At 64.0% G+C, this 23,574-nt stretch carries 21 protein-coding genes and 1 tRNA gene; 8 read left to right on the forward strand and 14 right to left on the reverse strand.

Translation table 11 applies throughout. From position 1 onward, the window contains the following. Nucleotides 1-93: 93 nt before the first annotated feature. From WBR68_RS00065 to WBR68_RS00085, 5 genes are all read right to left on the reverse strand, one after another. A complete protein-coding gene (locus WBR68_RS00065; RefSeq protein ID WP_230605710.1) occupies nt 94-3,060 on the reverse strand; it encodes an autotransporter family protein in 2,967 nt (988 codons plus the stop codon). 333 nt (nt 3,061-3,393) lie between these two features. Beyond that, nucleotides 3,394-3,681, reverse strand: coding sequence for a ClpX C4-type zinc finger protein (locus WBR68_RS00070; protein ID WP_050447560.1), 288 nt, complete (start codon nt 3,679-3,681; stop codon nt 3,394-3,396). A gap of 147 nt (nt 3,682-3,828) precedes the next feature. Further along, nucleotides 3,829-5,439 (reverse strand): methyl-accepting chemotaxis protein, encoded by a 1,611-nt coding sequence (locus WBR68_RS00075; RefSeq protein WP_050447592.1) that lies wholly within the window; start codon nt 5,437-5,439, stop codon nt 3,829-3,831. Nucleotides 5,440-5,626: 187 nt separating this feature from the next. Beyond that, complete coding sequence (locus WBR68_RS00080) at nt 5,627-6,538, reverse strand: LysR family transcriptional regulator (protein ID WP_230605712.1); 912 nt, start codon at nt 6,536-6,538, stop codon at nt 5,627-5,629. A 471-nt stretch (nt 6,539-7,009) separates the two neighbouring features. Further along, nucleotides 7,010-7,471, reverse strand: coding sequence for a YkgJ family cysteine cluster protein (locus WBR68_RS00085; protein ID WP_050447557.1), 462 nt, complete (start codon nt 7,469-7,471; stop codon nt 7,010-7,012). A gap of 207 nt (nt 7,472-7,678) precedes the next feature. Between WBR68_RS00085 and WBR68_RS00090 the strand changes: the two genes are divergently transcribed. Next, a complete protein-coding gene (locus WBR68_RS00090) occupies nt 7,679-8,284 on the forward strand; it encodes a DNA-3-methyladenine glycosylase I (RefSeq protein ID WP_230605714.1) in 606 nt (201 codons plus the stop codon). Between the two features lie 15 nt (nt 8,285-8,299). On the opposite strand, the gene WBR68_RS00095 is transcribed toward WBR68_RS00090, so the two are convergent. Continuing rightward, nucleotides 8,300-10,225: an LTA synthase family protein gene (locus tag WBR68_RS00095; RefSeq protein ID WP_050447554.1), complete on the reverse strand. Its 1,926-nt coding sequence runs from the start codon at nt 10,223-10,225 to the stop codon at nt 8,300-8,302. Nucleotides 10,226-10,486: 261 nt separating this feature from the next. Here WBR68_RS00095 and WBR68_RS00100 point away from each other — a divergent pair, with 261 nt between their 5' ends. Beyond that, nucleotides 10,487-12,562 carry an AsmA family protein gene (locus WBR68_RS00100; protein ID WP_230605716.1) on the forward strand — a complete coding sequence of 692 codons (2,076 nt, stop codon included), beginning with the start codon at nt 10,487-10,489 and terminating at the stop codon, nt 12,560-12,562. Between the two features lie 56 nt (nt 12,563-12,618). Here WBR68_RS00100 and WBR68_RS00105 read toward each other — a convergent pair whose 3' ends face one another. Both WBR68_RS00105 and WBR68_RS00110 read right to left on the reverse strand, forming a co-directional pair. Next, the gene (locus WBR68_RS00105) at nt 12,619-14,217 is read right to left on the reverse strand and encodes a sensor domain-containing diguanylate cyclase (protein WP_230605718.1); all 1,599 of its coding nucleotides are present in this window, start codon (nt 14,215-14,217) and stop codon (nt 12,619-12,621) included. A gap of 11 nt (nt 14,218-14,228) precedes the next feature. Next, complete coding sequence (locus WBR68_RS00110; RefSeq protein WP_050447551.1) at nt 14,229-14,876, reverse strand: TetR/AcrR family transcriptional regulator; 648 nt, start codon at nt 14,874-14,876, stop codon at nt 14,229-14,231. 114 nt (nt 14,877-14,990) lie between these two features. Here WBR68_RS00110 and WBR68_RS00115 point away from each other — a divergent pair, with 114 nt between their 5' ends. Next, the gene (locus tag WBR68_RS00115) at nt 14,991-15,737 is read left to right on the forward strand and encodes a 3-oxoacyl-ACP reductase family protein (protein WP_230605720.1); all 747 of its coding nucleotides are present in this window, start codon (nt 14,991-14,993) and stop codon (nt 15,735-15,737) included. 174 nt (nt 15,738-15,911) lie between these two features. Then, nucleotides 15,912-15,987 (forward strand) — tRNA-Lys (locus WBR68_RS00120). An 87-nt stretch (nt 15,988-16,074) separates the two neighbouring features. Here WBR68_RS00120 and WBR68_RS00125 read toward each other — a convergent pair. From WBR68_RS00125 to WBR68_RS00135, 3 genes are all read right to left on the reverse strand, one after another. Further along, nucleotides 16,075-16,854: a slipin family protein gene (locus tag WBR68_RS00125; RefSeq protein WP_050447530.1), complete on the reverse strand. Its 780-nt coding sequence runs from the start codon at nt 16,852-16,854 to the stop codon at nt 16,075-16,077. A gap of 40 nt (nt 16,855-16,894) precedes the next feature. Then, a complete protein-coding gene (locus WBR68_RS00130) occupies nt 16,895-18,379 on the reverse strand; it encodes an NfeD family protein (protein WP_446697882.1) in 1,485 nt (494 codons plus the stop codon). Nucleotides 18,380-18,647: 268 nt separating this feature from the next. Further along, nucleotides 18,648-18,890: an OmpA family protein gene (locus WBR68_RS00135; protein ID WP_230605725.1), complete on the reverse strand. Its 243-nt coding sequence runs from the start codon at nt 18,888-18,890 to the stop codon at nt 18,648-18,650. Between the two features lie 245 nt (nt 18,891-19,135). Here WBR68_RS00135 and WBR68_RS00140 point away from each other — a divergent pair, with 245 nt between their 5' ends. From WBR68_RS00140 to WBR68_RS00155, 4 genes are all read left to right on the forward strand, one after another. Next, complete coding sequence (locus tag WBR68_RS00140; protein WP_050447527.1) at nt 19,136-19,441, forward strand: hypothetical protein; 306 nt, start codon at nt 19,136-19,138, stop codon at nt 19,439-19,441. Between the two features lie 12 nt (nt 19,442-19,453). After that, complete coding sequence (locus WBR68_RS00145; protein ID WP_050447526.1) at nt 19,454-20,062, forward strand: hypothetical protein; 609 nt, start codon at nt 19,454-19,456, stop codon at nt 20,060-20,062. A gap of 130 nt (nt 20,063-20,192) precedes the next feature. Then, the gene (locus tag WBR68_RS00150; RefSeq protein ID WP_127183558.1) at nt 20,193-20,840 is read left to right on the forward strand and encodes an OmpA family protein; all 648 of its coding nucleotides are present in this window, start codon (nt 20,193-20,195) and stop codon (nt 20,838-20,840) included. 9 nt (nt 20,841-20,849) lie between these two features. After that, entirely contained in the window at nt 20,850-21,176 is a 327-nt protein-coding gene (locus WBR68_RS00155; protein ID WP_050447524.1) for a 4a-hydroxytetrahydrobiopterin dehydratase, read from the forward strand. Here WBR68_RS00155 and WBR68_RS00160 read toward each other — a convergent pair. From WBR68_RS00160 to WBR68_RS00170, 3 genes are read right to left on the reverse strand one after another with little or no spacing between them, the layout of a single operon-like run. Continuing rightward, nucleotides 21,173-21,622 (reverse strand): MarR family winged helix-turn-helix transcriptional regulator, encoded by a 450-nt coding sequence (locus WBR68_RS00160; RefSeq protein ID WP_230605727.1) that lies wholly within the window; start codon nt 21,620-21,622, stop codon nt 21,173-21,175. The two genes, WBR68_RS00155 and WBR68_RS00160, sit on opposite strands and share 4 nt — an antisense overlap. Beyond that, nucleotides 21,619-21,846 (reverse strand): hypothetical protein, encoded by a 228-nt coding sequence (locus WBR68_RS00165; protein ID WP_230605728.1) that lies wholly within the window; start codon nt 21,844-21,846, stop codon nt 21,619-21,621. The genes WBR68_RS00160 and WBR68_RS00165 overlap by 4 nt, the downstream gene beginning before the upstream one ends. After that, on the reverse strand, nt 21,843-23,468 hold the full coding sequence (locus WBR68_RS00170; protein WP_230605730.1) for an FAD-dependent monooxygenase: 1,626 nt from the start codon (nt 23,466-23,468) through the stop codon (nt 21,843-21,845). The genes WBR68_RS00165 and WBR68_RS00170 overlap by 4 nt, the downstream gene beginning before the upstream one ends. Between the last annotated feature and the right edge of the window lie 106 nt (nt 23,469-23,574).

A 23,574-nucleotide genomic window follows, 5' to 3' on the forward strand; every position in this document is an offset into this window, starting at 1 on the left:
ATTATTGAAAGACAAATTCGCACTGAAACGTTTTGACGCAAGGATTGGATCCCGCAACCCCGCATTCAAGCTCTGAATGCGGGGTTGGGATGATCAATATCGCCAGGTCATATGCAGCGAACCCGCGTTTTCACGGTTGCCGCTGCCGAATTGGCCGCTGTAGGTCAGGCCGATGGTGGCGTTTTTGGTGATGGCGGTTTCGACGCCAAGCTCGGCCAAGGCGGCGTCGCGCGCGATGGGAGCGCCCGTCACGCTGAAGGCCTGGCCACCATCGAAAGACATGACGGTTTGGGACTGCACATCACCAAAAGCGTGACGCCAGCCCAAGGTGGCCTGCAGACGGCCTTCGGTTTGTCCGATCGTGAAGTCCGTCAATGCGCGCAAGCCCAACGTGCTGGTGGTTTGTTTGCTGCTGTTGCCTTGCCCACGCAGAGCAGCCGAACCGCCAGACTCCGAGAATCCGCGGTTGCGCGTGTCGCTCCAGGCCAGGCCGGCAAAGGGTTCAAGGCTGACGTGCTCCGAGACGGGCAGGGCGTAGCCAAGTTCTGCGAACAGTTGGGTGGTGCTGGCGCCATAGTCGGCGCTCAGCGTCTGCGACACGCCGGAGACGCTGGCATGGCGCTCGGTGGAAATGTCGTGCCAGGTGTAGGACGTGCCCGCCATCAGGTTCAATTTACCGGGGCCGACGTCGAACACTCTGCCGCCAAACAACGCCGCGCTGTAGCCGGCAACGTCCGCTTGGGACGAGCGATCGTCCACGCGGATGTTGCTGTCGGTGAAGCCCAGCGCACCGCCCAGGCGCCAGCCGCCGCCCAAGGCGTGGTCGACCCCGGCGAAGACACCGCCTGTCTTCTGGCGGACTTGTCCGGCATCGCTATTGCCCTTCAAGGTCTGCCAATTGCCAATGACCTCGGCCCAGGCGGGCTGCGCGTTAGAGGACGGCAAGGCGGAAGCGGACAGGGTGCCGCCGGCTTGCGCAGTGGGAGCGCCCGCCCGCATGCCCGCGCCCAGATTGGCGCGCAGGTAGGCCAGGGGCACGGTACGCACCGTGTTGTTAAAGCCGGTCAAGCTGGACGTGACGCTCGCGTGCGCTTCACCCGACAAGCTGTTGAAGGCCGCGGCCGTCTCGCCTTCAGGCAGCGTCAGAATGTAGTCGTGCAGCGGATTGCCCGCGGGCAGGCTGTCCAGGGCGTTGGCCACGGCACGCTGGTTGCCGCTTTGCGCCGCGTCGGCAAAGGTAATGGGGCGGCCTCCGGGCCCCTGCTTGCGGCTAAGCTGCATCACCACGTTCTGGGCGTCGTAGCGCAGGGCCGGGTCCAGGTAGGCGTAGTTGGACGATACGCTGCCGAATTGCCCATTGACCGTGCCCGCGCTAAGAATGGTGTATTCGCGTTGGGCCTGGAACCCGCCGTCCGGTCCGATATGGACCGCCGACCCCGCCAGATTCGCCGTGCCGCTGACCACGACGCGGCTGCTGGTCGATGATTGCGGATCGGCCGCCACTTGGTAAGTGGAACCCGGCGAGAACGTCAGGTCGCCTGCCACGTTCAGCGTGCCGCCGACTTTGCCCGGCGCCAGGGTGGCGCCGCTTTGCAGCGTGGTCGTGCCGACCTGGCCCACGCCGTGCAGTGACGCGCCGCTGGCCACGTTCAGCGCACCGCCGAGCTTGCCGTTTACCGTCAGGGCGCCGCCCAACACATTGGTCTGGCCGCTGAAGTCGCTTGAATCGCCCGTCAGTGTGGTCTTTCCCGCCAGCACATTGATGGTGCCCATGCCGGGAGACAGGGAGCTGATGGCCGGGGCGAAGACGTAGTCGGTGCTGGAATGGTTGAAGACCAGCGTGCCGGTGCCGTTGCCAAAGCGCACCCCCAACGTTGCCAGCACCACACCCGGGGCCGTCGCGGCATCACCCGCGGCGGCGCCGATATTCACGGTGCCGGTCGAACCCGCGACATCGGCAATTCGGAGTCGGTTCGCTGTTTCGATAGTGGCGCCATTGGACACCGTGGCGGTGCCGTCGCCGTTATAGCCAACGAGGAAGATGCTGGAGGTTCTGAGTTTGGTCTGCGGGCCGTCGGCGATGATGGTGCCTTCGGTGGATGCATTGAAACCGGCGATGATCTGAAACGCATCGACCAGGGCGCCATCGGTTGCGATCAGTTCGCCCTTTGATCCTGTGTTGAGGCCCAGCGAAATGAAATCGTTCAACGAAGAAAACTGGCTGCCGGCCCCGGAAACCGATAGCTTGCCAACGCCGCCATCGTACATGCCGACGTAGGTTCGGGCTCCGGACGTGGCCGAGGCGCCACCCTTGATCTCTACGGTGCCCATACCACGGGAGCCAATCGTCATGCCGCCGGTTGTCGTCAGCGAAGCCCCGGGACCAGTGATTTCGACGGTGCCTTGCGAGCCAGCGCTATTGGCCATCAGCAGGCCGGAGGCTTGTGCCGTGCCTTGATCAGAAATTGCAAGGAGGCTGACGCCGTTGTCGCTGACGGTGAGTTGCCCGGACTGCAAAGAACTGCCTGCGCCCGAAATATTCAGCGTGCCGTGGGATCCCACGTGGGATCCCAGCGAGACAGTGGTGGAGGCGATGGCTTTGCCGCCGCCCGTAATGTTCAACGTGCCCGTGCCGTAAAAGCCAACGTTTAACGCTTCCGCATTCCATTGGGAGCCAAGGCCGTTAACGGTGGCCGTGCCGGATTCAAGCTCAGAAACGCCAGCCGTGAAACCATTCGTGCTGTTGCTGATAATGGCGGTGCCGCTGGTTAACTGCCCGCCATTTTGCAAGGTGAGCGAGGGTCCACCGATTGCGCCAAGAAATATTGTGCCTGCCAGCGCGCTGCTGTTGTCGATAACCGGTGCGTTAGGCGTCACGCTATTGATAAATAGATAACCGGTTGAAATTGGAAGCGATGCCGACGACCAATTCAGCGGGTCCTGCCAATTACTGCTTTGCGTACCGTTCCACGTAATGTTCTGGGCCGTTGCCGGCGAAGTGGCGGTCAGGCTCAACGTGCAGGCGCCGGTCAGGCCAAGCGCTTGCAGGGCGAGGGACATCGCCCTTTTTTTCAACTGGTAAGGAGGCATTTTCGCTTTTCAATAATTTATGTGGGCGACGGCGTGGGCGCGGCCCCTGCCGTCAGTCAACAAGCACAAGATAAAAACGTGGAATGGCTCGCTGCCCTGCAGATTATTGAATTGGCGCGAACGGAATGCGGTGACTCAAGCTTGCCAATCGCGCGGGTGATACTGGGATTTGCACGCGCGCGAGGTATCTTACGAATAGCTGACAGGTTCAAAAGCCCAAAAAGCGCAGAAATAACCGTCTATATCTCGGGTTATTATCCGTCCCTTAATTTTTCCCAGTCCAGAATGGGGCGGTTTTTTATGTCAGGACGGCGTGCGCGTTGATACGCCCGACAACGCATGCAGGCTTAATCCACAACTGCGAGCGCGTTCGGAAAGCGATTCACTTTGGGCCAACGCGCGCTGGCTTTCCTCCAGCAGCACATCCAGCTGTTCTTCCAGCGTGGCGGCCATCACCCAGGCCCGTTCGGCAAAGCGTTCGGAGAATTGCTCTACGCAAGCCTTGCAGATGGCGGCGCCATTCTTTTCAAGCAGCGGCGCGCCTTGGGCCAGCGTTGAATGGCAAAAAATACAGGCGAGTGCGCGGTTCATGCGGCTGGCGGCTCATCGTCGGGGGGCGTGGCGCCGTCGGATGGCGGCGCCTTACCCTAAGACAACGGCCTGCCGAGCCAAGTCTTAAACTGGAATCTGTCCCAGGACAGATGTCCTAAGACAAAAGCATGAGTCTGGCCACACCGCTCAGCTGGCGTAAGCGCGGTGTAACGCGACGGGTTGCGGGGTGACGTCGATAATCGTTTCGGCCGGCACCTTGAAGAATGCGGCGGTCGCAGCCAGGCGTTTGGCCTGTTCTTCCAGCGAGGAGGCGGCCGCGGCGGCCTGCTCCACCAGCGCGGCGTTCTGTTGGGTCACGTCGTCCATCTGCGTAACGGCCCGGTTGATCTGGTCGATGCCCTGCGACTGCTCCGTAGAGGCTTCCGTGATTTCGGCCATGATCTGGGTCACGCGCTGCACCGACGAGACGATCTCCTGCATGGTGTCGCCCGCCTGACGCACTTGTTCGGCGCCACTATCGACATTGCCGGTGGATTGCTCAATCAGGTCCTTGACCTCGCGCGCGGCTTGCGCGCTGCGTTGCGCCAATGACCGCACCTCGCCCGCCACCACCGCAAAACCCTTGCCTTGTTCGCCGGCTCGGGCGGCTTCCACCGCCGCATTCAGGGCCAGGATGTTGGTCTGGAATGCAATGCCGTCGATGACGGAGACGATCTCGGCAATGCGGCGCGAACTGTCCGAGATGCGGGACATGGTCTGCACTACCTGATTCACCGCGTCGCCGCCGCGCATCGCCACGCCACGGCTTTCCGCGGCCAGTGCGTTGGCCTGGTGGGCGTGTGCGGTGTTCTGCTTCACGGCCGTGGCCAGTTCTTCCATGCTGGCGGCGGTTTCTTCCAGCGAAGCGGCCTGTTCTTCCGTGCGCGAAGACAGATTGGTGTTGCCCGATGCGATCTCGGCCGCGCCGGTGTTGATTTCATTCACGCTGCGGCGGACTTCGGCCACGGTGCGCGTCAAGCTCTCCTGCATCCGCTTCAAGGCCGCGAACAACACGCCGATTTCGTTGTCGGCCATGGCAGCCACGCGGTGCGTCAGGTCGCCCGAAGCGATGCGGTCAAAGTGCACGGCGGCGTCTTTCAGGGGCGACAGCACCTGGCGGCTGATGAACCGCCAGCATCCGATCGCCAGGATCAGCGCCAGGCCCAACATGACGATGGCGGCGGCTTCGGCTTGCAGGTAGCGTCGGTCCGAGTCGTCATTGATCTCGATGGCGCGGCGCTCGGTGTGGTTCAGGATGGCGCTGACCCGTTCTTCGAATTGGGCATCGGCGGTACGGGCCTGCGCCACGGCGTTCACGTAATTGTCGGCGGATTGCTTTTGCAGGGCGTCCCCTAACGCGTCGATGCTGCGCACGTAGGCGTCGAACACTCCGTCCAGGTCAGCCGTCATCTTCCGCGCGGCGTCCGACAGTTTGGGCACACGCTGAAAGACGGCATAACGCTGACGCGCGTCGGCCAGAAACTTGGTGGCCTGGTCTACGCTGGCCTGCGCCTGGGAGGCGCGGCCGGCCTGCACATCAAGATAGGCGGCCACAAGCGTGATGCGGGTGCGCAGAAGCAATACCTGGGTTTCATAAAGCGGGCGGGTCTGTTCCGTGGACACCAGGTTCAAGTCGTCGACGGCATCGTCGGCCGCCTTGGCGAAAGACCAGCCCATGGTGGTGGTACCCGCCAAGGCCAGGACAAAGAGGGTCAGGACGGCGAACAGTCCGGTTCGAATTTTCAGGTTCTTAAGCATGCGCGTGGCTCCTGCAAAGGTGGCCAGGCAAACGCTGGCCACCGTGATCTGGTGATAAACCCGCGTCAAATGTAAATATGCATTACAAATTTAACAATTGATCATTTTTCACTGGCCTGTTCTTGTTTCGGCAACGCAAAGGCGCGACCCGAGGCGCCAGCGCCCAGGGGGCGGCATCGCGTAGCGGTCAGAACAAATCCGCAGTGTGGCTGCGCATGAAGTGCAGAAAGCGGTGGGCGGCGTCGGGCAGCGGCCGGGACACATGGGTCTGGACCTGGATTTGCCCGCCGTTGAGCAGGGCGTCCTCAATCGGGCGGCAGATGAGCTTGCCGTCATTCAGTTGTGACGCCGCGGTCAATCGCGCGCACAAGGTCACGGCATCGCCCGCCAGCACATAGTGGTAGACGGCTTCGGGATGGTTGGACGTAAAAGCCGGCGACAGGGTGGTGTTGTACAGACTTGCGGCCGTGTCCAATAGCCGCCGCAATGCGCTGGCGCCGTCGGGTAGCGCCAGCGGATACGCCGAGAGTTGGGTCAGTTGCACCGTGCCGTGGGAAGCCAGCGGATGGCCGGGCCGCATCACCGCGACGATCTCAGCCTGGCGCGCGTAGACCACGGCGATGTCTTTTTCAGCGGCGTGGCTGTAGGTCACCCCGATGTCTGCCTGTGCAGAGCGCACACGTTCGGTGACCAGGCCGGCGTCCAAGACCGTCAAGTGAAAGCGCACGCACGGGTGATGAGCCTGGAAAGCGGCAAACTTCGGCGGCAGCGCACACGCCGCGACGCCATGGGCGCCAGCAATTTTCACGGTCTGCGTGTAGCGGCTGTTATGTCCGCCGATATCGGCGTAGGTGCGTGCCGCGTCGGCTTCCACGCGGCGCGCGTGGTCCGCCAGGATGCGGCCCGCCTCGGTCACGCGCATGCCCTTGGGGTGCCGTTCGAATAACTGGCTTTGCAGTCGCTGTTCCAGGCCCGCGATCTGCCGGCTGACGGCGGAGCTGACGACGTTCAGCCTTGCGGCGGCGCCATTGACGGACCCCGTGTCGACGACGGTGAGGAAATAACGAAGCGCTGTGCTGTCGAAGTGGAATCGCTTCATTGATGGGGAGCCGTAAATCTCAATGTCGAGTCCAGGTGCTTGGCAGCCGCAAAATCGGCGCGCGCGGGCGGATGGCATCGGAAACGGCCTTCGCAAGCGTGCAATTTATGCCAGCTACACCTTCTGCCACAATCGCAAAATTATCAATATTGCATTCTAATTTCGGCAACCTCGGGTATGCGGCTGCGTTGTGGGCAGACACGGCAGACGGGCAGACAGGGGGGCTGAAATGCAAAGCGCGCCCGAAGGCGCGCGCCATCTTTTAGCCGTGCTTGGCGGTCACGATGGAAAAGCGGGATCGGTCGTGAAAGAAAAAGTGGTCGGGGTTCATTCGAATTCTGCGTGGGCAAGGCCATGCTTCACATGGCTATCGCGTCCGCTCGGCTATGAAAGCTCCAGCGCCTGCATCGGCAGCTTCCGTGCCGCCTTCGGCATGGCGCCCACACGTTAACTCGCTGAGCTGCAGGCGCTTTAAGCCGCCGCCGGCTGATCCGGATGCACGGGGCCTTGCGGGTCGTTTTCCGCGTCGGGGCGGGGCGCCACCGGCGGCAGGCCCAAGCCCAATCGCAGGCGCTGGCAGTCCGGATTGGGTGATCCATCCGGCATCCAGATATCGAATTCGCGGCAAGGCGTCGGGCGATTTTCGTAGATGGCGCAGTGGATGCCGGGCTGCCCCAGTTCACCGCGCAAGGACACGCAGCGGCCGCCGCCCATTTCGGTGCCCTTCATACAGGCGCGCAAGGGACTCATCTGGGTCACCAGTTCCAAAGGCACATGGCCGCCGTTTTCGCCGGCCAGTTCGCCGACATAGAACGACACCCTGAAATGCGAGCAACAGGCTCCGCAATCCAGGCAAGGGTTGGCGTCCGGCTTGTCGCCGGCCAGGACGGCGGGCGACACGAAGGTAAGGACAGCGGTCTCTAGCAGCGACATGTTGGGGGTGGCGACATGTGGGGGGGGCAGACGCAAAACGGGCTTGCATTGGCGCAAGCCCGTAGGGGGATCCGGGCGCACCGGGACATGGCCGGCGCGGGATCAGCGCTGCAAATAGTAGCGGGATTCCGACCGCGGCCGCTACGACTTTTTTCAGGGACGTTGCTGCGGTAGCATCGGTGCCTGACCGCCGCCTGGAGCTTTACCTTGAACGCCAAAAACGATTTTCCCGATGGCCTTGCCCGTTGCGGCTGGGTGGATACGTCCGCCGAATACATGGCCTATCACGACACCGAATGGGGCCGCCCGCAAGGCGACGACCGCGCACTGTTCGAACAGCTTTGCCTGGAAGGTTTTCAGTCGGGGCTAAGTTGGCGCACCATCCTGAACAAGCGCGAAGCCTTCCGCCGTGGCTTCGCCAATTTCGACCCTGCCCAGGTTGCGGAGTTTGACGACAAGCAGGTGCAGGCCTTGCTGGCCGACGCCGGCATCGTGCGCCATCGGGGCAAGATCGAAGCCGTCATCAACAACGCGGGCCGCGCGCTGGAAATGATAGACAAAGAGGGGTCGCTTGCCGCGTTCTTCTGGCGCTTCGAGGCGCCGGCGGGGGCGTCGTCCAACTTGGGCGCCTCGACCTCGGAACAGTCCATCGCCTTGTCCAAGGCGCTGAAGAAATTGGGCTGGAAGTTCGTGGGCCCCACCACCGTCTACGCCTTCATGCAGTCGGTGGGCATGGTCAATGACCACAGCCCGGGCTGCCATTGCCATGCGCTCAGTGACAAGGCGCGCCAGGGCTTCAAAAGGCCGCTGTAATCAAGGCCGCTGCCGTTATAGCGGACCCGCCGGCGAGGGCGCGGCGGCGGTTTCGGGCCTGTGCCCCGGCAGGCAGTAGCGCCCTTCGCGGTACGCCCAACTGGGCCATAGCGCATGCGCCAGCGCCTCGGTGGCCAGCTCGGGGTTCAGGGCAACGGGCGCATAGTCTTCCGGCGCGGTGTAGCGGTACTGCACCGGCGTCTTGTTGGGCGCCAGCACCAGCAGGTCGTTTTCCTTCAGATACCCGTAGGTGTTGTCGTACTGCATGATGGCCCGGCCCGGGGTGCTGCGCGTCAGGTCGTGGCCGATCATCGGGTGCTCGGTGTCCACACCTATCAAGGACAGCAGGGTGGGGGGCAGGTCGATCTGGCTGATCAGCCGGTCGTCGCGGCGCGCGTCAATGCCCGCGCCCAGGATCACGGCGGGAATATGGAAGTGGCGCACGGGTACCAGGCTGGCGCCGAACACGCGCGAGTCATGGTCGGCCGCCACCAGGAACACGGTGTTCTCCCAATACGGCGAGGCCTTGGCGCGTTCAAAGAACTGGCCCAGCGCCCAATCCGCATAACGCACCGTGTTTTCCACGGTGGCCGGGTTGCCTTCGGTCTGGATGCGCCCGGCGGGGTATTCCCAAGGGGAGTGGTTCGATACGCTGAAGGCCAGCGTGAAGGTGGGCTTGTCGCCGTCTTCGCGCAGCAGGCGGTCAAGCTGATTGAACATGTCTTCGTCCGAGGCGCCCCAGGTGCCCACGAAGGCGGGGTTGACGAAGTCGGCGCGGTCAACGATTTGCTTGAAGCCGTTGCCCAGGAAGAAGCCCTTCATGTTGTCAAAGTGCGATTCGCCGCCGTAGATGAAGCGCGAATGGTAGCCATGGCGTCCCAGCAGGTCGGCCAGCGAGAAAAAGCCGCGTTGCGAGCGAGGCAGCTTCAAGACGGCTTGGGCCGGCGTCGGCAGAAAGCCGGTGGTCACCGCTTCCAGCCCGCGCACGGAACGGGTGCCGGTGGCGTAGGCGCGGGTAAAGGTCCAGGCCTTGGCGGCCAGCGCATCGAGTTCCGGCGTCAGGTTGGCGCCGCCCAGCGCCGCGCTGTACTGCGCGCCCAGGCTTTCTTCCAGGATGATCACCAAATTCAGCGGGCGCGCCGTCTTGCGCGTGGCAGGCTGGCGATGCAGGCTGGGGTAGTCGGGGTTGGCCGGCGGGTTGGGCAGCCCGGACTGCGCCAGCACCCGCTCATGCATCTTGGCTTCGTCCATGCCGCCGTAAACCGCCGACGCCGACTTTTCGTTCTTCATGCTGTAGACGGCGTAGAACACGTTGTATAGCGAGTTCAACGCCAGCGTGTTGAGCATGCCGTCCGAACAATAGGCCACTGACGACGGGTTGATGGGGCGGTGGCTCAGTGTGCCGCGAATGGCAAGAATGACGACGGCCAGGATAACGAAGCCGGCTATCGGCATTTGCCACCACGCAAGCTGCGCGTCGGGTTGGGCATGGCCGAACAGATTGAATGCGCCCCACCCAATGACGGCCAGCGCGCCCAAGCCGCCCAGCAGCGCCAGCTTGTAGCCGCGCCAAAGCATGCCAGAGACTTCGCGCGGATGCTTCAGATATTCAACGAACAGGCGGTTAGGGCGCGAGTCGTATTCCAGGATGAAAGGCGGCGAGGCCACTTCCAGGAACGCCAGCAGGATGAAGGCGACCAGATACCAGTAGCCGGCAATCGTCGCGGCAATGGGAAAGTGGCCAAGAAAGGGCGACAACACCGCTGGCAAGGCGGCCAGCACGGCAATCTGGTGCGCGTCGATGCGCAGCCCGCCCAGCAACAAGGGGAACAGGCCGCCAGCATTGCGCACGCGCTGCCACTGCCAGGCGGCCAGCGCCAAGCGGCTAAGCGTCAGTAGCGCAAACGCCGCCACCACAAAAATCAAGGTTGAATGCCGCATGGGGCCTCCAGGTTGTTCGAAACGGCCGAAGCCATTTCGCTTTGTAACTACGCTGCGGCCCGTCCGCCACACCAGGCACGCCGCATGCTGCGTGCAGACGCGACGGCAAGCGTATCGCCCCTTAAACCCGCGACCTTCATCTGGAAAGATCCGCACACATTATGGGGCCGGCAAGCTTAATCCTGCTGTTTGGCCGCGATACCCTTGATGGTAACGAGCGCCAGCGGCGGCAGGCTGGCCATAACGCCAAGGATGATAACCATGACGCGAACAAGAAAAATAGCGATCGGGATTGTAGGGGCTATGGCCCTCATCGTGCTGGTGTTGGTGGTGGTGATCGCTACCTTTGACTGGAACCGCGCCAAGCCCATGATCAACGAACGCGCCAGCGCCGCCATCGGGCGGCCTTTCGCCATCAATGGCGACCTGAGCGTCGAATGGGGGCGCGAGCCCACCGAGGGCGGATGGCGCGCCTGGGTGCCATGGCCGCACGTCGTTGCCAACGATATCTCCGTGGGCAATGCGCCTTGGGCAAAGGCGCCGCATTTCGCCACGCTCAAGCGCGGCGAATTCAGCTTGGCGCCATTGCCGCTGCTGCGCCAACGCGTGGTCATCCGCAAGATCCAGTTGACCGAGCCCGCCGCCGATCTGGAACGGCTGGCCGATGGCCGCGCCAACTGGGTCTTCACCCTGCCCGAGTCTGGTGAGCCGTCGCCCTGGGTGCTGGATATCAACGAGATCGGGTTCGACAAGGGCCGGGTCGGCTATGTCGACGAAGTCCTCAAGGCGGACTTGACGGTGCTGGTGGATCCCTTGGGCAAACCCGTGCCTTTCGCGGATGTGGCCGGCGCCGCCTTCGTGCCCCAGGACGGGCAGGCGCCCGCGCCCCGCGACTATGTCTTTGGCTGGAAGGTGGACGGCAAATTCAAGGGACTGGCAACGCAGGGCGTAGGCAAGGTCGGCGGCATGCTGGCCATGCAGGATCCCAAGCAACCCTTTCCCGTGCAGGCCGACGTGTCCGTGGGTGGCACCAAGGCCTCGGTCACCGGCACCCTGACCGACCCCGCCAACCTGGGCGCGCTGGACCTGCGTCTGCAACTTGCCGGTGCGTCCATGGCGCAGTTGTACCCGCTGACCGGCGTCACGCTGCCCGATACTCCGCCGTATTCCACCGATGGGCACCTGGTGGCCAGGCTGAAGAATCCCGGTGGCGCGGTGTTCGACTACAAGGACTTCAATGGCAAGGTCGGCAATAGCGACCTGCATGGCGACATCACGTTTGCCCTGGGCGCACCCCGGCCCAAGCTCACCGGCAAGCTGGTTTCCACGCAACTGCGCATGGTGGACCTGGGCCCGCTGATCGGGGTGCCGGCCGACGGCACGAAGGCAGCCCCGGCGGACCAGTCCAAGGACGCACCGGCCAAGCCCAAGGGCGGCAAGGTGCTACCCACGCAGGCGTTCCGCACCGACCGCTGGCGCGACATGGACGCCGACGTTGAATTGAATGCGGGGCGCATCGTTCACGACAGCAAGCTGCCCTTGTCCGATTTGTCGGTGCATGCGGTGCTTCAGGACGGCAAGCTGACGCTGGACCCGTTCCGCTTCGGCATCGCCGGCGGCACCATTGGCGGCACCATCAAGCTGGACGGCGCGCGCGAAGTCATGGACGGGCGCGTGGACCTGCGCGCGCGCCGCCTGCGGCTCAAGCAACTGTTCCCGGCCACCGAAGCCATGCAGAAAACACTGGGTGAACTCAATGGCGACATGGCCGTCAGCGGCACCGGCAATTCGGTGGCGGCGCTGTTGGGCACGGCTACCGGCGACGTCAAGATGCTGGTCAACGACGGCGTCATCAGCCGCAGCCTGATGGAGATTGCCGGCTTGAACGTGGCCAACTACGTGGTCTCAAAATTGTTTGGCGACGACGAAGTCAACATCAACTGCGGCGCTGCCGACCTTGCCTTGAAGAACGGCGTGATGACGCCGCGCGTGTTCGTATTCGACACCGAAAATGCCTTGGTCAGCATCAGCGGCAACGCCGACTTCAAGAACGAAAAGATGGACCTGGACATCACGCCCGACAGCAAGGGCTTCCGCATCTTTTCCCTGCGCTCTCCTTTGTACGTGCGCGGCACCTTTGGCGACCCTGATGTGGGCGTGCATGTGGGGCCACTGGCCGCGCGTGGCGCGGGCATGGTGGCGCTGGGCGTGTTGCTGACGCCCGCGGCAGGCTTGCTGGCGCTGATCGCGCCCAGCACAAACGACGAGAATACCTGCGGACCGTTGCTGGAACAGATGCGCAAGCCGCCGGCCGCATCCGCGCCCAAGGGCAAATAGCCGGCTTGCGGGTCGCCTGTCAGGCTGGGTGCAAGCCGCATCGTGCGGTCTTGGGGCTATGCGTCGGGCGTCACCCGCCGCACGCCCTCGGGCGCGGTGTCGTCGGCGGCACAGACGGCGTCGCGGCCGTGGTTCTTGGCGTGATAAAGCGCTTGGTCCGCGCGTTGGCAGACCGCTTCCAGTGTGGCGCCATGGTCGGGAAAGCGCGCCACGCCCACCGATATCGTGATGCGCGATGCAATGGCGTCGGGCATTTGCTGCGTGGCGGTGCGATGGCGCAGGCGCTCGGCCGCCGCCGCCGCTGATCGTAGCGATGCGCCCGGCATCAGCATGACGAACTCTTCGCCACCGGCGCGCGCCAGCGTGTCTCCCGCGCGCGAGCCTTCGCTCATGACGGCGGCCAACGCCTGCAACGCGCGGTCCCCAGCCGTGTGGCCAAAACGGTCATTGATGGATTTGAAGCGGTCAACGTCGACGGCGAGCACGGCCACGGGCGATCCTTCCGCTTGCAGCAGCGCCATGGCCTCATCCAGGCCTCGGCGGTTTAACAGACCCGTCAGCGTATCCGTGGTGCTTTCGCGGCGCAGGTCTCGAATCTTGTGATGAATCGGCGCCAGACCGATGAGCAACGCGCGCTTGAGCTCGGCCGCTTCAAAATACCAGGACCGCACGCCGCGCAGGCTGTCGGCGGAATCCGGGTCCTGCATGCGGCGGGCAATGCTGGCCAGCTCGCCAAGCGGACGCACAATCCAGCCCGACAACACCCAGATCGTGGCGATGGACAGCAGCAGCAAGGGCAGTGTGTTGCGGGCCGTGGCGATCAACAGGTCGGCCAAGGGCTGCAAGGTGCTGGTCACGGGCCGTTCCGCGATGATGCTCCAGCCGGTGCTGGGCACCGGGGCATAGCCGGCCAGGATGTCATTGCCCTGGGCGTCCGTATAGCGCCTTTCGCCGGTTTCTCCACGGCGCGCGGCAGCAGAGCTTTCGTTGTCGGGCGCTTTTTGGCCAAGCAGCCTGCGGTTTGGGTGATAGATCAATACGCCATTGCGATCCATCACGTAAAGATAGGAATCGTCTCGGTAAAAGTGCTTGTCCAGCAGACGATCCAGCACGTTGTCTTCATGCAGGTACAGCGAGCCGGCGATATAACCCAGGTAGCGGTAGTCGCGCGAGAAAATCGGATGCGAATACAGGATCAGCCAGCGGCCATTGTTGGCTTGGTAGGGTTCGCTGATGGCGGGCTGCTGCGTGCGGATCGCCTGCTGAGACGCCTCGCTGGCCAGTTGCAGCCCCAGCAGGTTCGGGTTGGCCGATGACACCGCGATCACCTTGCCGGTGGGTGACACCACCATGCTGGAATTGAAGTGCCCAAGTTGCGCTTGCTGCCGCTGCGTTTCCACGGCCATCAATTCCGGTTGGGATTCCATGTCGGTCAGTGCGTCGGCGCTATACGCCAGGTAGCGTCGCAGGTCCGCCAGGAACAGGTCGGTGGTGATGGCAAGCTTGGACGCGTAGGCGCGGTTGACCTCCAGCGCGTTGTGCAGCAAAAGATCGCGTTGCACCAGATAACTGGCATGCAGCCCGCCCGCCAGCACCAATACCACCGACAGCAAACAGATCCACAGGATCAGGCGCCGAAGGTCAAGGCGGAACATCGCGGTATCCGTCAGGAACGGGCGTTGCCGGCCGGCGGGACGCCGGACGGCGGGCGGCTGCCCGTCAGCGCGTCCCAAGCGCACATGGCCTGGCGCGCCACGGATTGCAGGGTCTTGCGGCTGGCGCCATCGCGCGCCTGGATCGACATGCCATGCAGCACGGTCGTGTAGAAGGCCGCCAGGCCCTTCAAGTCTGTGTCGGCAGGCAACTCGCCGCTATCGATGCCTGCCGTCAAACGGGCGTGAATGCGGCTTTGCATTTCGCGGCGGTTATCGCAGAGGAATCCGCCGACGCTGTCGTGGTGCTCGCTGCCGGACGGCGCGCCCAACACGATCATGCAGCCGGGCGGGGTGCCGGGGGCGGTATAGCGTTCGGCCGCCGACATCAGCATGGCCTGGATGCCATCGCGCGCGGTGGCGCCGTCTTGCAGTGCGCGCCGCGACGACCCGCCCGCTGTGTCGCGGTACAGCGCCACGGCTTCGCGGAATAGTCCTTCTTTTGAGCCGAATGCGCCGTATAGGCTGGGCGAGTTGATCCCCATCGCCTCCGTCAAATCCGCAAGCGATGCGCCTTCATATCCCTTCGACCAGAAAACCTCCATGGCCTTTTGCAAGGCCTGGTCCCGGTCGAAGTTCCGGGGACGCCCACGTTCTGCCATGGCGGGATTTTACCCGCGACGCCTATTTTGTGTTGATCGATAAAAAATTGTTGACGAAAGAAATCGTGTGCGGCGATGATATTTGTATCGATCACTACAAATTAAGGATTCAGCATGGGCAACTTGAACGGCAACGTGGCATTCGTAACGGGCGGCAGCCGCGGCATCGGCGCGGCCATCGTGCGGCGCCTGGCCGCTGACGGCGCCAACGTGGCCTTCACCTACGTCAGCGCGTCTTCCGCCGACACGGCGCAAGCGCTGGCCCGAGAACTGTCGGTGGACGGACGCCGGGTCGTCGCCATTCAGGCAGACGCCGAAGATGCTCTGGCAGTAAGACAAGCGGTAGAGCAGGCCATCGACGCACTGGGCCCGGTGGCTGTGCTGGTCAACAACGCAGGCATCTTTGTCACCGGCGGCATCGGCGACACCAGCCTGGACGACTACGAGCGCACCATGAACATCAACGTGCGCGCACCCTTCGTCGCCATTCGCACCGCGCAAGCATCCATGCCGGACGGCGGGCGCATCATCAACATCGGCAGTTGCCTGGCCGAGCGCGCGGGCCGCCCGGGCGTGGCGCTGTATGCGGCCAGCAAGTCCGCGCTGATCGGCCTGAGCCAAGGCCTGGCGCGCGACCTGGGCCCGCGCGGCATCACCGTCAACGTGGTCCACCCCGGCCCGATCAATACCGACATGAATCCCGCGAACGGCGAACGCGCAGGCGATCTGGTCGCCGTGCTGTCCCTGCCGCACTACGGCGAACCGCGCGACATCGCCGGCATGGTGTCGTTTCTGGCGGGCCCCGATGGGCGCTATGTGACGGGGGCAAGCCTGTCGGTGGACGGCGGATACGCCGCCTGATGTCACGGAGATGAAAGTTTTTTGCGTGTGACTTGCACAAACAAAAAAACCTACATATAATCTTGCTTCTTCGCACTGCACACACAACGAAACGCAGCCAGCGGCACCGGATACCGATCGCAAATATCGACTAACCGGCGCAGTTGAAAACGAATTGAAGTGGCGTGAATTGCAGGGCTGTTAGCTCAGTTGGTAGAGCAGCGGACTCTTAATCCGTAGGTCGAGTGTTCGAGCCACTCACAGCCCACCAGAATTTCAAAGGCCGTTAACGAGCAATCGTTAACGGCCTTTTTGTTTTCCGCGTTGAATCCAAAAAACACGGTCCCAGCCCCTGCTCCTACTCCGACGCATCCCCCTGACTCTTCCCCACCATCCCCTTCAGCACCTGGCCAAGCTCGGTGGGAAAGGGAAACACGATGGTGGAGTTGTTCTGCGCGCCGATCATGGCCAGGGTGCTCAGGTAGCGCAACTGCATGGCTTCGGGCTGCTGCGCCAGCGTGCGGGCGGCGTTCAGCAGCATCTGGGCGGCTTGTTCTTCGCCTTCGGCGTGGATGATCTTGGCGCGCCGTTCGCGTTCGGCCTCGGCCTGGCGGGCGATGACGCGGATCATGCTTTCATTCAGGTCGATGTGCTTGATCTCCACGTTCGCCATCTTGATGCCCCAGGCGTCGGTCTGCGCGTCCAGGATCTCTTGCACGTCGTTGTTCAACTTGTCGCGCTCCGACAGCATTTCGTCCAGGTCATGCTTGCCCAGGACCGAGCGCAGGGTCGTCTGCGCCAGTTCACTGGTGGCTTGCCGGAAGTTCTCTACCTGGATCACTGAACGTTCCGGATCAATCACGCGGAAGTAGATGACGGCATTCACTTTGACCGAGACGTTGTCGCGCGAGATAACGTCTTGGCTGGGCACGTCGAAGACGCTCATGCGCTGGTCCACGCGCACCATTTGCTGGATCACCGGAACCATCAGGATCAGGCCAGGGCCTTTGACGCCGGTGAAGCGGCCCAGCGTGAAGATCACGCCGCGCTCGTATTCGCGCAGGATCCGGATGGATAGGGCAAAGATGCCGATTATCAGGACAACGATGGGGCCGTAGAAGGCGAGTTGCGTAAACATGGCAGGCTCCTGAAAAAGTGTGGATGTGGGCGTCGAACCGTCATCCTCCCTGGGCAGGCTCGGATGGGCGAAGAGGGGTGTCCGCCAGCACATGCAAGGTCACGCCATGCACGGCCGCGATCACGACCGTGTCGCCTGGCGCCAGGCCTGCTGGGCCAACCGCGCGCCAGCGTTCTCCGGCCGCGGCTACATGGCCTTGTTCCCCTTCCCAGCTAAGCACTTTGATGCGCTGCCCGATCAGCGCTTCGGCGCCGCTGACGATCGGCGCGCGGCGCGAGCGCAGCGCCAGCCGGGCGATCAGGAACGTCATCCCCAGGCTTGCCACGGCTACGCCCGTCGCGAGGGGTAGCGATACCTCGTAGGCGGGGGCATCCGTGTCCACCAGCAAAAGGGAACCCAGCACGAAGGAAATCGCGCCGCCTATCCCCAGGATGCCGATTGATGGGGTGAATATTTCCGCCACCATGAGCACGGCGCCCAGCAAGACCAGGGCGAGTCCGGCATAGGTCAGCGGCAGCGCCGACAAGGCATAGAGACCGACCAGCAGGCATATCGTGCCGACGACGCCGGGATATAGCGCTCCGGGGTTCATGAACTCGAATATCAGGCCGTATACGCCCACCATCAACAGCATGAGCGCCAGGTTGGGATTGGTGATGACGCTTAGCACGCGGGTGCGCCAATCGGGTTCTCTGTGCTGCACGCGCAGCCCCTTGGTTTGCAGCACGGTATCGGTGTTGCCGACCTTGACGGTGCGTCCGTCGGCCTGGTCCAGCAGGCTCGGGATGTCGTCGGCGATCAGGTCAACCACCTTCTGCGCGTGGGCGTCTCTGGCTGATAGGCTGGCTGCTGAACGCACGGCGTCTTCCGCCCAGTCGGCATTGCGTCCGCGCAAGGCGGCCAGAGAACGGATGTAGGCGACGGCGTCGTTCACGGCCTTGGATTCACTGGCGTCCTTGGGGGGCGCTGCGCGTGGTTTGCGTTCGGCTTGCTCCGCCGCGGACTTGTCGCCAGGCTTGTCGGCGGGCTTATCAGCGGAGCCCGGATCCTTCTCGGCCGGCTTGGGAAAGCCTCCGCCCAACGCAACGGGCGTGGCGGCCCCCAGATTCGTTGCGGGGGCCATTGCCGCGATATGGCTGGCGTAAAGAATGTAGGTGCCGGCGCTGGCCGCGCGCGCGCCGTTGGGGCTGACATAGGCAAGCACCGGAACCGGCGACGCGAGTATGGCGCGGATGATCTCGCGCATCGAGACATCGAGCCCACCGGGGGTATCAATACGCAGCACCACTGCGGCGGCATTCTGTTCGTGTGCCGCCGCCAGGCCGCGAACCAGGTAATCCGCCGTGGCGGGGCCGACGATGCCGTCCAGGGACAGCACCACGGCGGATCGTGGCTGAGCGCTATCTTGCGGGGTTTCGGCCCAGGCGCTGGCGCTTGCCAACGTCCATAACAACGCGATGCCCCATAAAAGGCAGAGCATCGAAGGCGTTCGGGCCGCCGGCCGCTGAGGTCGACCAATGACCATGAGCTGGGTCCCTCCGGGGTGCATAGGGGAAATTGCTGCCTCCCATATCTATGCACGGTACTCCCATTATTGGTGCGCGGCCAATAGCGGGATATCGCAAGAGGGCGGGGCCCCGGCCCTTACCCAAACTCAAGCTGATAAAAATTTTGGCTGGCGATCAGTGTCGCGCCGCAAGACGTGCGCATGCCTTCCAGTGCGGTCATGCGATCCGAGCTGACGTTCTGCACGCCTTCCACGCTCGGCTTATGGCTTGGGCTACCGCCCGGTATTACAGATACGTGCCGTCCGGCGCGCGCCCCTCCGCCGGCGCGTTGGTCGTCACCGGCTGGTCGGGGCCTGCGTCCATGGCCTCTAAGCGCGACACCGGCATGCCCTTGTCCACCAGATAACCCCGCACCGCGTCCGAACGCGTCTGGCTCAGCGCCAGGATGGTGCTGCCGGTCTCGAATTCCACGACACGGTCGCTCAGCTGGTTGTCCAGCACATCCTGTTCGTCCTTGCTGGCCGACACACGCAGGCCGTTGACGATCTTGTGAGTGGGGTTCGGGGACGTGGCGAACCCTGTTGGTATGGCCGCGACGCGTTCACGATGAACCTGCGGCTGAATCTGCGACTGGCCACTTTCCGCACGGCGGGCGCGGGCGGCTTCGGGGGCCGCGAGATGTACGCGACGCGCGAGGACGAACTGGACGACTTCAACCGCGCGCGCCGTCGCAGGCGCAGATGGTGGCTGGCCGGCCCGACCCCAGGACGTGGATGGATAAGGCGGACGACTATGTGAACAGCCTGAGCTCGCGCCCCGGGTGGGCCGACATCTGGCGCTGGGTACGCAAGGACCGCAGCCAGCCCATCGAATTCACCAGCAAGCCGTGGGAAGATTCGGTGCAGTTCCAAGTTCATAATGGCTACGCGGTGTTGCGCACCGAGGTCCTGGTTGATGACGACATCTTCACCGAAGCGTTTCTCAAGGTGGAATTCTGGCCGGATCCGGAACGCATGCCGGAAGTCCGATCGCTGCCGGTGGGCGGCAATGGCACCAATCTTGTAAGAGCCGAAAATTGACAGGGCACAAGCATGAATAGCAACGAAGGTATCCAGGCGGCCGTCTATACGCGCTGGCATCAACTGTCGGTGCCTTTGGCCTTCGCATTGGCGGCCGGCAGCTTCATGCTGGTGGTGTTCAACCGGGGGCCGATCGTGCTGGCCATCGTGCTGGCGGTGCTGGGCCTGCTGGTGCCGCCGCTGGTGGCGTTCAAGGGCTTTCCCACCCGCAATGCCGTCAAGGTCACGCCCGATGGGCTGGAATTTTCACGGCGCGCCCCGATTGCCTTTGCCGACCTGAAAAGCTGGGGCACGGACGACTACCTGAAACTGATCCGCCCGGGCCTGCCCACGCTGCTGGTCAGCGCGGTGGACCTGCCTAGCCGTGAGCGCTTGTTGCGCGACTTCGAACAGGCGCTGAACGCCTGGCAACAGCGCCAGCCCGCCGGCACCGAACCCGCGCGCCGCACCCATTTCTATGGTTCCACCGGCGGCCGCATGGTGGGTGCGCTTATCACCGGCCTTGGCGTCGCGGCGGCGGTAATGGCGCTGAACATGCGCGAGCCGTCGATCTCGCTGGCGATCGTGGGCGGCCTGGGCGCGTTGTTCGGCTTGGCGATGCTGGTCGGCAGGCGGGGCTGAACCAGGGGGGCTGAACCAGGGGGCGTGCCGTCCGCCGCCAGTACAAAATGTTGCGGGTCGCGTGGCATGCCCTTGCTAGCATGGACGACGCCGGAATAATCCGGCGCACGTAGGAATCGTGGAGGTTGCCATGAACTCAAGAACAATGCTCAACCGGATGGCGGTGGTGGCGGCGGCGGGGGCCCTGCTGGCCGGCTGCGCCACGCAACAGCAAACCAATACCGCCGTGGGAACGGGCGCGGGGGCGGCGCTGGGCGCCGGCATCGGCGCGCTGATCGGGCACGGCAAGGGCGCGGCCATCGGCGCCGGCATCGGCGCGGTGGCGGGTGGCCTGGTGGGCTACAACTGGAAGGTCGTCAAGGAAGACGTGCAGAAGTCGGGCGCCTCGTCCTTGGGCATCGACGTCGTTGAAATGCCCGATGGCAGCCTGAAGGTCAACATCCCCAGCGGCGTGTCGTTCGACACCGACAAGACGCAGTTGAAGCCGGCCTTGCTGCCGGTGCTGGACAGCGTGGGGCGTTCGCTCAACCAGCATCCCGAATTGCGCGCCAAGGTGGTGGGCCACACCGACAGCACCGGTTCGCTGGCGCATAACCAGACGCTGTCGGTCAACCGCGCCAAGAGCGTGACGGACTACCTGGCCAAGCAGGGCGTGGCCGCCGGCCGCATGAGCACGGAAGGGCGCGGGCCAAACGATCCCATTGGCGACAATGCCACCGCCGAAGGGCGCGCGCTGAACCGCCGCGTGGAAATCTATCTGTACGCCGTCAAGCAATAAGGCCTGGTCATGAGCATGCTTCCTCCTGCCCGTATCGGCACCGATACCGCCGTGGCCGCCCTGACCGGATGGCAGGCCGTGGCCATGCGCGACGCGATTGAAAAGCGCTTCCGCTTTCCGAATTTCAATGCGGCATTCGGGTTCATGGCGCGCGTGGCCATGTTCGCGGAAAAGCTGAACCATCATCCAGAATGGACCAACGTCTACAACCGGGTGGACGTGACGCTGACCACGCATGACGCGGGCGGGGTGACCGAGCTGGATGTGCGCATGGCGCAGTTCATGGACGAAGCGGCGGCGCAGATGGGCGCCACGGCGCCGAAGTCCGACGCTTAGCCGCCGTCTTCCTGTGTTTGCAGATGCTCGATCAGGCGGTCGAGCATCTCTCCCAGCACCTGCTGTTCGCTGGCGTCCAGGCAGCCGAAGATCTCTTGATTGCGCTGCGCAATCAGATCGATGATGCGCTGGTATTGCGCCATGCCCGCCGGGGTGGGCGTCAGCACCACGCCGCGTCCGTCGGACGTGGACAGCGCCTTTTCAACCAGCCCGCGATCCACCAGCGCCTGCGCCGACCGGCTGGCCTGCCCCTTGTTCAGATTCGCCGCGCGCGCCAGGTCGTTGACGGACAGCGGCGCATAGCGCCCGATCGCCGCCAGGCAGCGCGCTTCACCCAGGGGAATGCCGCAGTCTTCCAGATAGGCGCGATTCGTATCCCGGTCCGTGATCTTGTTGAGCACGTGCAGGCGATACGTCAGGAATCGTTCCAGGGCGGGCGTTTTCACGTTGGGCGGGCAGGAGTGGCGGCGGGATAGTTTGCCACAGCGGCATCGCCCTGACAGGCGCTTTCCGCTTCGGCCAGCAGCGCCAGCGCGGTGGCGGCGTTTGGCTGCCGGCTTAGTAGCGACAAACCCAGTATCGATAGAAACAGCGGCGCCTGGGATTCCCCCACGCGCGTCAGCGTCTGCGCCATGCGGGTGTAGACCTGGTCAAGTTCGTCGTTGTTCATGCTTGGCCTTCCTGTGTGGCGGACTGGGCGATCAAGGGGTAATAGGGCGCCAGGGCGGCGCGCAGTTGCGCGGCTTGCGGTGCGGCCCAGCGGCCCAGCACGTAGCCATCGGGGCGGATCAGGATAACGGCGCCTTCGGTGGCGTTGTAACGCTCACGCAACTGGCCGTGGGCGTCGTCCAGACCGCCATCGCCCGTGCGCAGGACGCGTAACGGATGGGGGGCGTCTTGCGTATCGACGGCCAGGGCGTCCAGTTCGCGCGCCAGCGATGCCGAGGGCGACACCGCCAGCAGGACGAAACCTTGGCCGAAGCTCTCGCTGACATAGCAGGGCCTGCCGCCGTCGTGCAGGCGTGCGTCGGGCGCGGGTTGGCCGGGGGCGGCGGCGGGGCCGGCTTGCGGCGCGCCGTCGGGCAGGTTCAAGGGCGAGGCGTCGTAGGAAATGGGCGCGGACTGGCGCGGGTTGATCAGCGAGCGCACCGTTGCATCCACCAAGGCCAGGCGCAACGCGGCTTCGCGCATCAGGCGAAAGCCGAAGTCGGGCGGCGCCATGAATTCGGTGCTCTTGGCGCCATAGGCCAGGTTCTGGCGGGTGGCGTGGACGCGCTCGGTGCTGTAGCTGTCCAGCAGGCTGTCGGGCGCTTGGCCCTTCAAGACCCAGGCCAGCTTCCACGCCAGGTTGCCGGCGTCATCCAGGCCGGAGTTCAAGCCGCGCACGCCGAAGATCGGCACCAGGTGGCCGGCGTCTCCGGCAAACAGCACGCGTCCGTGGCGGTACTGGTTCAGCGTGAGGCATTTGGCGTTGTAGACGGAAATCCACAAGGGCTTCCACGGCGCGGTTTCGCCGATCATGTCCAGATGGCTTTGCACGCGCGGCAGCACGTTTTCAGGCTTGACGGCTTCTTCGGGGTCTTCGTCGTCGCGGATCTGGTAGTCCACCCGCCAGACGTTGCCGGGCTGGCGGTGCATCAGCAGGGTCGAACCCGGGTTGGATGGCGGGTCGAACCAGGCCAGGCGTTCCACGGGCCGGCTGGATGCCTGTTCGATGTCGACGATGACGTAGCGGCCTTCGTACTGCATGCCTTCCAGTTTCAGCCCCATGGCTTCGCGCACGGTGCTGCGTCCGCCATCGCAGGCAATCAACCAATCGGCGCGCACGGTCTGGCGGTGGCCGTCGGCGTCGATGTCGACGGTGACGCCGTCCGCGTCGGCGCGCAGGCCCGCCACACGGGCCGACCATTGCAGGGCCGCCAATTCCGGGTGGCGCTGCATGGCCTGATGGGCGTATTCCTCGATCGAATACTGCTGGATGTTGACCATCGGCGCATAGCGCTGCAGGGGTTCGTGCGGCATTTCGAAGTGCAGCACTTCGCGGTCGCGGTAGTAGCTGCGGCCGCCGGTCCAGGGTAGCCCGGTGGCCACCAGCGGTTTGTCCGCGCCGGCCCACGCCATGATTTCCTGCGAGCGGCGCGAAATGCAGATGGCCCGGCTGCCGCTGCAATAGTCGTCGTCGGCCTCGATGGTCAACGAGGCGATGCCGTATTCGGCCAGCAGAGCGGCCAAGGTCAGCCCGACGGGGCCTCCGCCGGCAATCAGAACGGGTACGTGTGAGGGGAGCGGCATCTTGTCTCCGTGGGATATGGTTGTTTGCGCAACTATATTCGCAAAAAGTTGCGTGCGCAACGATTTTGTTCAGACGCAAAAAAACCCGCCGAGGCGGGTTTCGGGC

This window comes from Achromobacter sp. JD-1, from assembly GCF_038594925.1.
Taxonomy (GTDB): domain Bacteria; phylum Pseudomonadota; class Gammaproteobacteria; order Burkholderiales; family Burkholderiaceae_B; genus Achromobacter; species Achromobacter spanius_C.